General features: G+C 64.8%; 13 protein-coding genes. 11 read left to right on the top strand and 2 right to left on the bottom strand.

Features of this window, described 5'->3' with window-relative positions; all coding sequences use genetic code 11:
* Window positions 1–4: 4 nt before the first annotated feature.
* Complete coding sequence (locus GGC64_RS23400; RefSeq protein ID WP_225952148.1) at window positions 5–1,087, bottom strand: hypothetical protein; 1,083 nt, start codon at window positions 1,085–1,087, stop codon at window positions 5–7.
* A gap of 179 nt (window positions 1,088–1,266) precedes the next feature.
* Between GGC64_RS23400 and GGC64_RS23395 the strand changes: the two genes are divergently transcribed.
* From GGC64_RS23395 to GGC64_RS23375, 5 genes are all read left to right on the top strand, one after another.
* Window positions 1,267–1,551 carry a hypothetical protein gene (locus GGC64_RS23395; protein ID WP_192724881.1) on the top strand — a complete coding sequence of 95 codons (285 nt, stop codon included), beginning with the start codon at window positions 1,267–1,269 and terminating at the stop codon, window positions 1,549–1,551.
* 26 nt (window positions 1,552–1,577) lie between these two features.
* Complete coding sequence (locus tag GGC64_RS23390) at window positions 1,578–1,907, top strand: hypothetical protein (RefSeq protein WP_192724880.1); 330 nt, start codon at window positions 1,578–1,580, stop codon at window positions 1,905–1,907.
* A 22-nt stretch (window positions 1,908–1,929) separates the two neighbouring features.
* Window positions 1,930–2,664, top strand: a complete 735-nt coding sequence (locus GGC64_RS23385) for a hypothetical protein (protein ID WP_192724879.1) — start codon at window positions 1,930–1,932, stop codon at window positions 2,662–2,664.
* A gap of 117 nt (window positions 2,665–2,781) precedes the next feature.
* Entirely contained in the window at window positions 2,782–5,424 is a 2,643-nt protein-coding gene (locus GGC64_RS35180; RefSeq protein ID WP_192724878.1) for a LuxR family transcriptional regulator, read from the top strand.
* A 110-nt stretch (window positions 5,425–5,534) separates the two neighbouring features.
* Window positions 5,535–6,689, top strand: coding sequence for a hypothetical protein (locus tag GGC64_RS23375; protein ID WP_192724877.1), 1,155 nt, complete (start codon window positions 5,535–5,537; stop codon window positions 6,687–6,689).
* 18 nt (window positions 6,690–6,707) lie between these two features.
* Here GGC64_RS23375 and GGC64_RS23370 read toward each other — a convergent pair whose 3' ends face one another.
* Complete coding sequence (locus GGC64_RS23370) at window positions 6,708–7,487, bottom strand: DeoR/GlpR family DNA-binding transcription regulator (protein ID WP_192724876.1); 780 nt, start codon at window positions 7,485–7,487, stop codon at window positions 6,708–6,710.
* 131 nt (window positions 7,488–7,618) lie between these two features.
* Here GGC64_RS23370 and GGC64_RS23365 point away from each other — a divergent pair, with 131 nt between their 5' ends.
* Genes GGC64_RS23365 through GGC64_RS23340 form a run of 6 tightly spaced genes read left to right on the top strand, consistent with a single transcriptional unit; the run spans window position 7,619 to window position 14,244 of the window.
* Window positions 7,619–8,506 carry a class II fructose-bisphosphate aldolase gene (locus tag GGC64_RS23365; protein ID WP_192724875.1) on the top strand — a complete coding sequence of 296 codons (888 nt, stop codon included), beginning with the start codon at window positions 7,619–7,621 and terminating at the stop codon, window positions 8,504–8,506.
* Window positions 8,503–9,819, top strand: coding sequence for a D-tagatose-bisphosphate aldolase, class II, non-catalytic subunit (locus GGC64_RS23360; protein ID WP_192724874.1), 1,317 nt, complete (start codon window positions 8,503–8,505; stop codon window positions 9,817–9,819). The genes GGC64_RS23365 and GGC64_RS23360 overlap by 4 nt, the downstream gene beginning before the upstream one ends.
* Entirely contained in the window at window positions 9,812–10,978 is a 1,167-nt protein-coding gene (locus GGC64_RS23355) for an SIS domain-containing protein (protein WP_192724873.1), read from the top strand. Before GGC64_RS23360 ends, GGC64_RS23355 begins: the two co-directional genes overlap by 8 nt.
* Window positions 10,979–10,985: 7 nt before the next feature.
* Window positions 10,986–11,957, top strand: coding sequence for a BadF/BadG/BcrA/BcrD ATPase family protein (locus tag GGC64_RS23350; RefSeq protein ID WP_192724872.1), 972 nt, complete (start codon window positions 10,986–10,988; stop codon window positions 11,955–11,957).
* A 17-nt stretch (window positions 11,958–11,974) separates the two neighbouring features.
* Complete coding sequence (locus GGC64_RS23345) at window positions 11,975–12,937, top strand: DMT family transporter (RefSeq protein WP_370582268.1); 963 nt, start codon at window positions 11,975–11,977, stop codon at window positions 12,935–12,937.
* Window positions 12,934–14,244, top strand: coding sequence for an alpha-glucosidase/alpha-galactosidase (locus GGC64_RS23340; RefSeq protein WP_192724871.1), 1,311 nt, complete (start codon window positions 12,934–12,936; stop codon window positions 14,242–14,244). The genes GGC64_RS23345 and GGC64_RS23340 overlap by 4 nt, the downstream gene beginning before the upstream one ends.

Here is a 14,244-nt window from a genome sequence, read left to right as displayed (position 1 = left end):
GTCCCTATTTCGCCGTGTCTTCCAGATGCGGGGTCAAGCCGCACTTCTCGACCAGCGTCAGCCAATCGGCCGCCGATACGGTATACGGCGGTGGATCATTGGTGATCGGCACAGAGCCCAGCCATGAGAATCGCCGCCCCAGCCCGCTGAAGTCGTGACACCCGACGGTCAGGGGTGGCATGCCAGGAACAGACAGGGTCATTGCGGGCATAGTGGAAAAGTATTGGCCCGCAGCATCACTCGCGACATTCTGCGCCGACGGGAACGCATGCCCGCCTGCGAGGTGGTAGATCACCGGTGTGGCGGTGACCTGTGAGCACGGGGCCGCAGCGGTCAGTGCGTTGGTTTTCGGGTCGATCACCCGGATGCCGACGCCGTCGACGTCGATGAACAGTTGCGGCTCTGTGCGTGTTTGCATCAGGCGCTGCGTCTTTCGGAATGCGAACGGTCCCCAACTTTGGATCAACAGCGGATTGGGGAACAGCAGACATCTGATATGTGCCCCGTCGGCGACAGCGCCGCTCCACCGAGCGTCCAGGGAAAGAAGCGCGTCGAAGTCTGGTTCAGGCAGCCAGGCGTCGACAAGCTGGACGGGCTCCGCGCTGAGCGGTGTCGTCGGGCTCAGTCGGCGGTCGCGCCCACCGAGAAGAAAGCGGTGACGACCGTGTCGCAGATGAAGCGCCACCCCGTTCTCGACCCATAGCCCCAGCCGCGCATCTGCAAAGGAATAGACGTCACCCGGCCGCCGATCGATGGTGATCCCGTCTTTCGTCACGGTGATGACGTACTTGCGGCGCGAACGCAAGAAGAGATAGCCGCCGATACCGGCACTGAACACCACCATTGCGGGTGGCATGCATAGCCAGACGACCGGGTTGACATGCGGTAATCGCACGTGCAGGCCCCACATGGGACCCAACTGCACCAGCACGACGAGCGCGACGAACACCACAAATGCCGCCATTGAGTACTTGTTCACTCGCGGGCCGCTCCAGCGCTCCCAGGCGGGCGAGTAAGCCACCGAGGACGCCACGAACCTGTGTGAGACAGAGCCGTCACCGAGGCTCATGTCGACTGCTTCTTCCATGAGATCCACGGTGCACCGACAGGGCGGCGCGGGGATATGCGGAATTTGCCCCATATCTGCCGTGCGTCGACGTCAGCACTGGAATATGGGGCAAATTCCGCATATGCCCAGAGCGGTCCCACCCAGCACACTGCGTATTGCCCGCCGACAGATCGGCGCCCAAGGAAAGGAATACGACAGTGAAAATTCTCCCCGCGAGCATCGAGCAACAGATCAATCGCGTTGACCGCCAACCCAGTTTGTTCATCGGCATCGCGTGCGGTCTGGTCGCCTTTTGGTCAATCTACCGCGTCATCTGGTCTCTCTACCTCGCGATGACCTACGACTTCCTGTTCGGCTCACTGGTCTTCGGGATTGTGTTCTGGGGTGTGGTCGGCGCCATCGCCGCCGTCGCGGCCTTCGGCTTCATCACGCGCTACACCAAGGCGCCCACCGGCGAGTCGAACGAAAGCCCCAAGCAATGAACCGGATTTCGAAGTTGGCGACGACTATGCTCGTATCGGCCGGACTGGGTCTGTCAGGGTTGACGTTCGCGGCCGCCGCCATCGCAGACCCTTGGCCCGGATGCGATCAAGAAGGTGGGCCGTGTCACTGGTGCCCCGGCGATGAGGCGCCGCATACCGGCAATCACATCACCGATCCAGTGGTGTGGGACTGGAACATCTGCCACACCTATTGGTACGTCTACCCGGGCCAGGGAAACGTCGCCAATCTGATTTGGGACGGCGACAATCCGCCGCCGAAGCCACAGGCGCCACCCGGCCTGATCAACCGCGACAATTGCCGGCAGATCCTCGGCATCTTCTGCCCCAGAGTATGAGTAGGCGCTGTCGGGTGACCGAATGATCATCAATCTCGTCATCGGAGGCGTCGTGATCGCCTCTGTGGTAGGGCCTTTCGCGGTGAGCCGGATGAAAAGAATTCGCGGACCCGTGGAGCCGGCTACGGCGCGGGTGATCACGCTGAGCCAGTGGGGTTCGATGTCGGTGAACACTCCGGTCCCGCGCACGATATGCCGGATCCGCCTGAGAATAGAGCGTCCCGGTCGCGAACCGTACACAGCGACGGTCTGGCAGAACATCGATCCGTGGGATATCGGTGCAGTCGAGCCAGGGAGAACAGTCGCGGTAGACATCGACACGACCAAACCGAAGAAGCTACGCATCAATCTCAGTCGCTCAGCCCAACCCTTCGCCGGGCCAGATGTCTTGGCGCACTCGCCCTTCGGGGGGCAGTCGACATCTCCCGGGCGGTCACTCGCTGCCCTGGTGGTCTCGGCAGCCGAGCTACTGGCCTCAGGACAGCGGGTGCCCGCGGTGCTCAAGTCGTTCGCGGCCATTGGGACCACCGCCCACAGCCTCGGCCGGACGTCGAGCAGGCCGGAATTGCAAGACGCGCCACACTATCTGCTCGAAGTGGAGCTTCAGTTTCCCAATCTCGCCCCGGTCGCCGGTCGCGCCATCCAACCGGTCCCCCGCGCGCAGGTGCCGCGCCTTGCCATCGGACTCAAACTGCCCTGCGTAGTCGATGCCGCAGACCCCTCCCGACGGTTCGTCGTGGACTGGGCCCAGCTGTAGCCCTCTGATCAACAGCGCAAAACTGACTTGCCTTCGTGCGTTTGGTGGGTGACGTGCGGCTAGACGGGCTAAGCTTTCGACTGCCGACGGGGTCTGGTAATCGATCCGAGGAGGGCTGTGGCCTCGACAGACCGGCTACTCGAGCGCAATGACGCACTGGCCCAGCTGGATCGGCACCGCCGAGCGGTCGCGGCCGGTTCTGGTCGCATGGTGTTGCTGCGCGGCGAGGCGGGGGTCGGTAAGACCACGGTGATCGCCCGGTTTGTCGCCGGGCTAGGGCATCGCGCCCGCGTCTTGCGGGGTTGGTGTGATCCGTTGACCGCGCCGCGGCCGTTGGGGCCGATGCTCGACATGTTCGCCGACGTCTCGGTTGCACACGCGGGGCTGCGAGCGGCGATCGACGCCGGTGACACCGAGGCCATCTACGGTCGCCTACTGGACATGTTCGGTACCGGAGTCCCGTGCGTGTGCGTCATCGAAGACGTGCACTGGGCCGACGGCGCCACCCTGGATCTGCTGCGATTTCTGTCGCGCCGCATCGACTCGTTGCCGTTGCTGCTGGTCGTGTCCTACCGAGACGACGAGATCGGTGACCAACATCCGTTGGCGGTTCTGCTCGGTGATCTGTCGACTTCATCGGTGGTGAGCAGGATCGCGCTGGATCCGCTCAGCGAGGCAGCGGTGGCCGAGTTGGCCGCGGGCAGCGGGGTCAACGCGGAGTCCCTGTTTCGGCTGACGGGCGGTAATCCGTTTTACGTGACCGAGGTGCTGGCCGCCGAACGTGACCGGTTGACACGAGATACCTTGCCGCGCAGCGTATCTGAGGCCGTGCTTGGCAGACTGGCACGGTTGTCGATTTCTGGTCGCGACACCGCGCATGCGGTGGCGGTGTGCGGGTCGCGTCCCAGGATCGCCCTGGTTCAGCAAGTGTGTGCTGCGGCTTCGGTGGGCCTACCCGAATGCCTGAGCGCCGGGGTGCTGCTGGCCGACGCGGACACGGTGGGCTTCCGCCATGAGCTTGCTCGCCAAGCCACGCTCGACCAGATCCCCGCCTATCAACGCAAGCAATTGCACAAACAAGCCTTGGCGGTGCTGGCCGAACCTCCGATAGACCCGGATACCTTGGCGGAGTTAGCGTTTCATGCTGACCGGGCCGGCGACGACGACGCGGTCGTCGGGTTTGCGCCAATAGCCGCAGAGCGGGCCGCACGCCTTGCCGCCAACCGCGAGGCCGCTGAGTTGTACGCCTTGACGCTGCGCCACGCCGAAACCGTCTCCGCCGAACAGAAAGTCGTTTGGCTCGAACAGCACGCGCTCACGAGCTACCTGAGCGGATTACCGGAGGCGGCCGTCGGGTCATTCGCAGAGGCGGTTGCGCTCCGACGAGATATGGGCGACCGGCTCGGTGAGGGAGTGGACCTGCGTTGGCTGTCCAACGTGCTGTTGCCATACGGACGCCAGACCGAGGCCGCGGAGGCCGCGCTCGCGTCGGTGCGGGTGCTCGAAGAGATCGAGGCATCCCTTGAGCTGGCGTGGTCGCTGATCAACGTGGCTGCGGTGGCCAGCCTGAGCTTCGACGCCGACGCCGGCGACTACGCAACGCGTGCGATCGCGCTTGGGACCGAGCTCGGTGACAACGACGTAGTGGTGGCGGCCCGTTGCTTCGCAGCGCTGGCCACGGTGCTGCGCAGCGACACCGGTTGGGAGGACGCCGAATCGGCATGGAGCGACGCCATGGCCACCAGCGGACTGGCCCCACAAGCCGGCGTCACCGGGGCCCTGCTGTGCTGGACGACCGCGATGCACCACGACATCGAGCGTGCCGCGGCCTATATCCGTCAAACCGACTCGTTTTGCGCCAGCCATGACCTGGCGATGTTTCGCCCACTGTCGACCGGCTCGGCGGCGGTTGTCGCCTTGCATCGCGGAGAGTGGGACGGCTCCCTTGCGTATGCCGAGGAGGTATTGACACACCGCGGCATTCCCGCTTTGCATCGGATTTTGCCGCTGGTTTGCGTGGCGTTGATCCGCGCGCGCCGTGGGGGGCAACCCGTTTCGGAGCTACTCGACGAGGCGTTGTCCGGGGCCGAGCCCGGCGACCTGTACCGGCTCGGGATCGTGTGGGCCGCACGCGCCGAGGCAGCGTGGCTCGCCGGCGACGATGACGCCGCCCGCGCCGAAGCGCAGACGGGCTTGGCCGCAGCCACCAGCAGTCATGCCGACCCGTGGCTTGTTGGTCACCTGCGGCGCTGGGCACAACTGGCCGGCGGCGACGCCGACGCTGGTGCCGCGGTCGACACCGTCACGCCGTATCGACTCGAAGTCAGCGGCGACTGGCAGGGCGCGGTCGCCGAATGGACGCGACTGGGCTGCCCATACGATGCGGCCATCGCCCAACTCGGCGGCGACATCGCGGCAGTGGAAGCAGCATCAGAGACGTTCCGCCGCCTGGGCGCGCGCGCTGCTGCCCGTCGCGCTCGGCAGCGCCTCGCGGAATTGCGCGGCCGAGATCCAGACGCGCGCCGCAAGAACACCATCGCCGACCCGCACGGTCTCACAGAGCGTGAACGTGACGTACTCGAACTCGTCGCGGCCGGACACAGCGACGTCGAAATCGCAGGCATTCTGTTCATCAGTCGCAAGACCGTCAACAAGCACGTGGGAGCCATCCTGGCCAAGCTCGGCGTCCGCAACCGTGCACAAGCCGCGGCGGCCTATGCCGCCCAGCGCGCGCCGGACACCCAGCCACCGATGGAGTGACGGCAAAAAGTAGGCAAATGCCCCATAGGCCAATGCTGCTCGGTCGAACACACTTCTAGCCGGAACCAACCTTGTTCTCGGTTGGCAGCCTTCAGGCCAGAGGAGTCACGATGCACACCAACACCGCAGCGGCTACGTCCCGGCAATTCGTGGCGCAGCCCCCGTTCTGGGGCGCCAAAGTCGCGTCGAAGACGGGGCCCAGTTGGCAAGAGAGCCCCGGTAAGTCGTACCTGATCATGGTCGCCGGGATATTGGCGTTCTCGGCCGTCCTCGGCGGCCTCTACATGGGCGTGCAATCGCTTGCCGCGGACAGCTCCGAGTGGGTCCAGGAAACCACTGGGGAGGGATTTCGATACGGATCACTGGCGTTGCTTTTTGCAGGCGTCTACGGCTGGCATTGGTGGTCTCGGCGTCGAAAGATCATCATCTCCCTCACGTCTGACGGTCTGACCGTCAGCACCCGGCCCGGCGATGTGTATTCGCTCAGCGGCGCGAAGCTGGGTACCTGGGGGCAGACCGGCGGCGTGACAATGGGCGCGGCACTGCACCTGCACTGCGGCGCCAAGCGGTTCGTTCTCGGCGGTCGGGATCGCCGAATTTCCAACGGAACTCGGCTCGATGCACCGGACGCGGGCTACGGCTTTCCCGTCGACATCGACGCGTGGCTGCCCGCCACGGAGTTCGAGGAGATCCTTTCGATCGTCGGCCGATCGAGCGGTCTGGACACGCGACCGCCTCAGCCCGGCGAGCCGACTCGTTGTCTGCTGTTCCCGAACCCGTTGCTGGTTCAAGAGATTGGATCGTTCGCGGTTGGAAAACGCCGCCAATTCATGCAATCGGTCGGCAAACCCCGACTGGCCATCGAGATCGGCCCAGACTCGATCCGAGTGATGGACCCGTACACCCATGCGGTCTTCGCTTCGGTGTTGCCTGCGCAAGTGACTGCGGCCCCGGTGACCTACCGGCCTGTGCAGAACCCGTTGGTCACCTTGGCCGGCGTACCCGTTCCAACCATCGGGAACGTCATCAGCGATGCGATGTTCAACCACTGGTCGACGTGGCCCGGCATGACCGTGTCCATTCCCGGCATTGCGCCACTGACCATCAGTTGCCGCGACTCTGTCTCGGGTTTGGACAAGCGATTTTCCTGGCCCGATGACGTACCCGCCGAACATGGGCGCGCTGACTACGAGGTTTCGGGGGCGGATTGGCTGACCTTCGTACAGACATTCGGCTTGGCCGAGCGCTTGCACACGAACGCGTGAACCCGCCTATAGGGACCGCTAGCTCACCTCAACGACGTGAACCCGCACGCCGCTGGCTGCAATGCGTTCCAGTTGTTGGGGATCCGCGGAGGAATCGGTGACCAGATGATCAATTTGGTTGAGCGACACCATCTTTGCCAGCGTCACCTTGCCGATCTTCGATCCGTCGACGGCGACGACCACCCGTTGCGCGTTCGTCGCCATCGCAATCGCGGTGCGGGCTTCGGCCTCATCGAACGTCGTCGCACCCACTTCGGCCGACATTCCGTCGGCACCCAGGACCGCTGTCCCGACAGTGACCACCTGAAATGCGTGCTCGGACATCGGGCCGACAGCTTCCAGTGTGTTGGCCCTGACCAATCCGCCGGTCGCGATCACCTTCATGTGGGCGTCCACCGCGCAGTCGGCCGCGATCGTCAGCGAATTGGTGACGATGGTCATCTGCGGGCGGCCCTTCAACGATCGGGCAACCTCGGCGGTGGTGACTCCGCCGGTGAGCGCAACCGCCTGTGCGCCAGCGGGTATCAGCGCCGCGGCGTGCTGCGCGATGCGTCGCTTGATCGCGACCATCCGATGATCGCGCAGCCGCACCGGGATCTCACTACCGCTTGGGTCCAACGCCTTGGCGCCGCCGTGGGTCCGCACCAGCAGACCCTGTTCCTCGAGTTCGCTGAGGTCGCGGCGCAATGTCGCCGCCGATACCCCCAACTCGTCGCACAGCAGTTGCGACGCCACCTCTCCGCGGTCGCGCAGAAGTGAGAGCACCTGACGCATGCGGTCCGTGCGTTTGATCGACATCGCAGACAACTCCCAGGAGGTGACAGGAGACGCTCAGTTTTACTGATCGTTTCGCGGTCTCGTATTGCGCGCTTTGAGCGAGCTTCTCATGATCGACGAATGTTCGACACGATCTTGCACTGGGCGGTCACGTGCCTCTGGTAGCGACGGCCGACCTCGTCACCTCCGCAGCAGCGCAGCGCGCAGCAGTGCTCGCGTTCAACGTCATCACGGTCGAGCACGCTGAAGGCATCGCGCAGGGTGCCGAACGCGCGGACGTCCCCGCGCTCATGCAGATCAGCGAGAACACCGTGAAGTTTCACGGCGGCCAGATCGCGCCCCTGGTGTCGGCCTGTGCGCACATCGCACGATGCTCGACGGCACCGTTGGCGTTGCACCTCGATCACTTTCAGGACGAAGCGCTGATCGCCGAGGCGCTCGAGACCGGCACCGAACTCGGCGTCACGTCGATCATGATCGACGCCGCGCACCTGCCTTACCAAGCCAACATCGACCAGACCCGGTCGTTCACTGTGCAGGCCCACTCATCCGGGTTGTGGGTCGAGGCGGAGTTGGGGGAGATCGGCGGCAAGGGACATGGGGCGCACACGTCGGGCGCACGAACCGATCCCGGCGAAGCTGTAGCGTTCGCCGAACAGACCGGTGTGGACGGGCTGGCGGTGGCCGTGGGGAGCACGCATGCGATGACCACCCGCGATGCCAGCCTCGATATCGAACTGATCCGACAACTGGCCGCCGTCGTCGCGATTCCCCTTGTGCTGCACGGATCTTCCGGCGTTGCCGAGGACCAGCTCCGAGGCGCGGTCGATGCCGGGATCCGCAAGATCAACATCGGAACCGCACTCAATGTCGCCTACACCGGCGCCATCCGGGCCGGCCTTTCCAGCGAGCCACTGAAGGTGGACCCCCGCGCGTACCTCGCCGCGGGACGGCGAGCCATCGCCGACACCGTGGCGGACCTGTGCCAAGCCGTAGCGCCGCGCCAAGCAGCAGGCGCCGGGCAGCGTGATGCGCGATGAACAGGGTCGAATCGAACACGACGCTGGTCGACTGGCTCGCCGAAACCGTCCGCCAGCACAAGGCCGGCACACCGGTGGGCGTCTACTCGGTGTGCTCCGCGCATCCCACCGTGGTGGAGGCCGCCATGGCGCAAGCCGCCGCAGACGGCAGCTATGTGCTCATCGAGGCGACCTCGAATCAGGTCGACCAGTTCGGCGGCTACACCGGTCTGCGGCCCGCGGAGTTCCGCGACATGGTTCTCGGCATTGCCGATCAGAGTGGTTTCGCCCGCGACCGGGTGGTGCTCGGCGGCGATCACCTCGGTCCGAATAGGTGGCAGCGCCAAACCGCCAGTGCTGCAATGGATAACGCAGAAGACCTGATACGCGTCTATGTCGAAGCCGGGTACCGGAAGATCCACCTCGACTGCAGCATGGCGTGTGCGGACGATCCGGAGACCCTTTCGGACGAGGTCGTCGCAACCCGAACGGCGCGGCTGCTCGCGGTCGCGGAAGACACTGCCAACCGCAGCGGTTTACAGCCACCCACCTACGTGATCGGGACCGAGGTCCCGGTGCCAGGCGGTGCGCATGAAACACTCAGCCGCCTGACCCCCACACCGGCCGACCGGGCGCGGCTGACCATCGCCGCGCATCGCAACGCCTTCGCGGAAGTTGGCCTGGCACACGTGTGGTCGCGTGTCATGGCCCTCGTGGTGCAGCCGGGCGTCGAGTTCGACCATCTCAACGTCATCGACTACGAGCGCAGCGCGACCACCGAGTTGCGCCGTGTGCTCGACAGCGAGGACACCCTGGTGTTCGAGGCGCATTCCACCGACTATCAGCGACCCGAGCAGCTACGGGAACTGGTGGAGGACCACTGGGCCGTTCTCAAGGTCGGGCCCGCGTTGACGTTCGCGATGCGCGAAGCGCTGTTCGCGCTGAGCCTCATCGAGACGGAGTTGGTGCCGCGACCGTCGCGGTCCAATCTGGTCGAGGTGATCGAACGACGGATGCTCGACGAACCCGACCACTGGCGCGGCTATTACGAAGGCGATCCGGTGACACAGCGCACGTCCCGCCGATACAGCTACAGCGACCGACTGCGCTACTACTGGGCCGACGAGCGGGTCGACGCCGCGCGCCGCACACTGCTGGCGAACCTCGACCGCACCGGTATTCCGTTCCCCCTCATCAGCCAATTTCTGCCGTGCCAGTATGAGCGCATCCGGGCGGGCGTCCTGGATCCCGTCGCACAGTCGCTGGTACTCGACCGAATACGCGACGCCTTGCGACCGTACGCACACGCGACCGCCGGAGGTGCCCATGACTAGCTCGTCTGTCCATGACCGCGACGGCCTCACCGGCCAAAACGAGGGCGGCGCAACCATTCTGGAGATCGGCCAGCAACCCGACGCATGGCGTGAGATCGCTGCGCGAGCCGACGACGGTGTCAGCTCCTTCCTGCTGGACGTACTCAACCGGCCGAACCTGCGGGTGATACTGACCGGGGCGGGGAGCTCCGCTTTCGTGGGTGAGATCGCCGCCCCTGCGCTGCGGCGTCATCTGCGCAGGCGTGTCGACGCGATCCCCACCACGGATATCGTCGCCAACCCCTCGGACTACCTGGAGCCTGAGACACCCACGCTGCTGGTGTCCTTCGGCCGCTCCGGGAACAGTCCAGAGAGCTTGGCAACCACCGTTCTCGCCGACGAACTCATCACCGACGCCTGGCACCTCGTCTACACCTGTGACCGGGACGGTGAGTTGGGCCGCGCACATCGTGCACGGCCGAACTCACGGGTGGTGTACATGCCTGAACGCACGAACGACACGGGCTTCGCCATGACATCGAGCCTGACGTCGATGTTGTTGTCCTGCTTGATGACGCTGGGACCGGCCAGCCCCCAAGATGCCGAGGCACTTGCCCGCGCTGCCGAACACGTCACCGGCCTGCAGCCCGATATCCGCGCCCTCGCCCGAGCCAAGAAGCAACGATTCGTCTACCTGGGCAGCGGACCCCTGGAGGGTCTCGCGCGTGAATCAGCGCTCAAACTGCTCGAGTTGACTGCCGGCGAGGTCGTCACATACTTCGACTCTCCGTTGGGATTCCGGCATGGACCGAAATCGGTGCTGGATGCCGACACCCACGTCGTCATCTATGTCTCGACCGACCCGTACACCCGCCGTTACGACCTGGACATCATCGCCGAGATCCGAGCGCAACTCGGACAGTCTTCCGTGACGGTCATCAGCACCGATCCGATACCGGCATCGCACGGGCCTGCCATCGTGTTGCCCGGCCTCGACGGTCTCGACGACCCGCGAGTGGCGCTGAGCTACTTGGTGTTCGCGCAATACCTTGCACTGTTCACTTCACTGGAATACGCCAAGACACCGGACAATCCTTTCCCGTCCGGGGAAGTAAGCCGCGTGGTGCGCGGCGTGACCATCTACCCGATGACCTCTCCTGAAACCCCGAATGGGCGGTGAGAAGACCATGGCTCGTTACCTAGGTGTCGACGGCGGCGGTTCGAAGACGGCGTTCGCGCTGATCGACGACGGCGGACATGTCCTTGCCCGCGCGACCGCGCCGACGTCGTACTACTTCAACGATGGCTTCGACGTGGTCGAACGCGTTCTCGCGCAGGGTATTTCCGACATCTGTGACCAACTCGGCATCGAAACCGCCGACATCGACGCCGCGTTCTTCGGTATTCCGGGATATGGCGAGGCGAGCGACGACATCGAACGACTCGATGCAACCCCTCGACATGTGCTGGGCCACGATCGTTATAGCTGCAACAACGACATGGTCTGCGGCTGGGCCGGCTCGCTGGCCTGCGAAGACGGCATCAACGTCATCAGCGGTACCGGATCCATGACTTACGGCGAACGCCAGGGCGTCGGGCACCGTGTCGGCGGCTGGGGCGAGCTGTTCGGCGACGAGGGATCGGCGTATTGGGTTGCCGCGCAGGGCCTCAACGCGTTCAGCCGGATGAGCGACGGCAGGCTCGTGCGGGGACCGCTGTACACCCTGTTCAAGGAGCACCTGCATCTGGCAGGTGATCTCGACGTGGTGAGCCTGGTCATCGACAAGTGGTCCGGCAACCGCAGTTCGATAGCCGCTTTGTCGACCACCGTCTGCAAGGCGGCTTACGCCGCAGATCCTGTGGCGGTCAAGATCCTGTCCGAAGCTGCCGACGAGTTGGTCATGCTCATCGAAACCACAAGGAAACTCGTCGGATTCACCGACCAGGAGACCGTTGCGGTGTCCTACTCGGGCGGCATGTTCTCCGACCAGGGCTTCCTCGAGCGGTTCCTGAGTGTTCTCCAGCAGCAGCCCGCCAAGTACGACTTGCAGCGTCCGCTGCTCGACCCGGCGGTAGGGGCAGCGTTGTACGCCGCCAAGCACAGCGGCCGGCCGTTGAATCCGAGCGCGCTGCACCAACTGACCACCAGCACAACCTGATTCGAGGTGAAGACACCGTGACCGCCGCACCGACGAGCAAGGCCACCCGCAGCTGGATCTTCTACGCCGCGCTGCTGATCGTGTTCTGGGGAATCTGGGGAGCGTTCTCGGCGCTACCCGCAAACTGGTATGGCTACCCCGACCAGATGATCTACAGCATCTGGGCGCTGACGATGATCATCCCCGCGGTCTTCGTGCTGCGCGGCCAGCACTTCGACCGCAGGCCCCAAGCCACGATCTACGGGCTACTCATCGGCCTTACGGGTGCGGGCGGCCAACTGCTGTTGTTCCAGGCGCTGACCATGGGTCCGGCCTACCTCATCTTCCCGATCGTTTCGATCTCACCGGCGATCACCGTGATCATGGCGATGGTGTTGTTGCGCGAACGGATCAGCACACTGGCCTGCGTCGGCCTCGTCGCGGCATTGGCGGCCATCGTGCTGTTCAGCATCACCGGCGGGGATTCCGACCGGTCGTCGGGCCCGTGGCTGCCGCTGGCCATCTTGATCTGCGTGGCGTGGGGCGTGCAGGCCTATTTCATGCGCAAGACGGCGACGATCGGGGTCAACGACGCCACCACCTTCGGGTGGATGGCCATCAGCGCCATCCTGTTGATCCCGGTTGCGCTGATCTCGCTCGGCGGTCTTCCAACCGACTTTCCCTGGCAGGCACCGGCATTGACGGCGGCAACCCAGCTGCTCAACGCGGTTGGCGCGCTGTTTCTGGTGATGGCGCTCAGCCGCGGCAAGGCCACCATCGTCGCGCCGACCACCAACGCGCTTGCCCCGGCGCTGACCATCATCGTGTCCCTCGTCGCCTACCAGACGCTACCCAGTCCGTATGGCGCGGTCGGCATCGTGCTGGCGCTCGTCGGCTCGACGCTGATGGTGTACAGCGACGAGAAACGCGGTGAAGCACCCACGGCGGCGGTCCTGGAACCGGCCGTTTCCGCCAAGAGTCAGCCAGGGAGCCTGACATGAAGCCGACGGTCGTCATCATCGGTGCCGGCAGCGTCGAGTTCACCCGCGAGCTACTCGGGGACATCTTGTCCTTCCCGGAACTCGCATCGATTCGCGTTGTGTTGCACGACATCGACGCGCAGCGTCTGCAGACAGCGGAGGCGATCGCCCGCGCCACCGCAGTGGCGGCCGGCGCCCAACCAGAAGTGGTCGCGACGCTCGACCGACTACGCGCGCTCGATGGTGCCGACTACGTCATCAACGTCATCCAGGTCGGCATGCATGAAGCCACCCTGCGCGACTTCCAGATACCGGCGAAGTTCGGACTGCACCAGACCATCGGCGACACCATCGGCGTCGGCGGAATCTTCCGCGGGCTCAGGACATTTCCCGTGCTGGCCGACATCGCCCGTGACATGGAACAGGTGTGCCCCGACGCGTGGCTGCTCAACTACACCAATCCGATGGCCATGAACGTCACCTTCCTGCACCACGTCGCCCCGCGATTGAAGGTCCTCGGGCTGTGTCACTCCGTGTACTGGACGATGGTCGGGCTGTGCGAGCTCATCTCCGTCCCGTACGACGAGGTGACCTATTGGTCGGCCGGAGTGAACCACCAAGCGTGGGTGCTGCGGTGGGAGCGCGGCGGCCAGGATCTCTATCCGTTGCTGGATCAGCGAATTCACGACGACCCGGAGCTACGCAGGCGTGTGCGAGTCGACATGTACCGCCGACTCGGCTACTACCCCACGGAGACGAGCGAGCACTCCAGCGAATACGTGCCGTGGTATCTGCACCATCCGAGCGAGGTGCAGCGGCTGCGGATCAACATCGGCGAATACGTGGCCATCAGCGAGCGCAACCTCGCCGAATATGACCGCGTGCGAGCCGAATTGGTCACCGCGAACTCACTGCCGGTGGACACCACGTCCACGGAGTACGCACCGCAGGTGATCCACTCCCTTGAGACAGGCACCACGCGAGTGATCTCGGCGAACGTCGTCAACGCGGGTCTGATCACCAACCTGCCCGACGGTGTGGCCGTCGAAGTCCCCACACTGCTCGACGCGTTGGGCGCTCATCCGATGAAGGTGGGCGACCTGCCGCCGCAGTGCGCGGCACTCAACCGCAGTTTCCTCGGGCCTGTCGACCTCGCAGTGCGTGCGGCCGTCGACGGGGACCCACGTCTGGTGCGCGCGGCGGCCATGGTGGACCCGAACACCGCGGCCACGCTGACTGCCGATCAGATCTGGCAGCTGTGCGACGAGCTCACGATCGCGCATGCGGACCTACTACCCGAGCCGCTGCGCTCATCAACAAAGGAGTGA

Origin of the sequence: Mycobacterium sp. OAS707 (assembly GCF_014873705.1) — a bacterium.
Classification (GTDB): Bacteria; Actinomycetota; Actinomycetes; order Mycobacteriales; family Mycobacteriaceae; genus Mycobacterium.
This window is presented reverse-complemented; position numbering and strand designations above follow the sequence as displayed.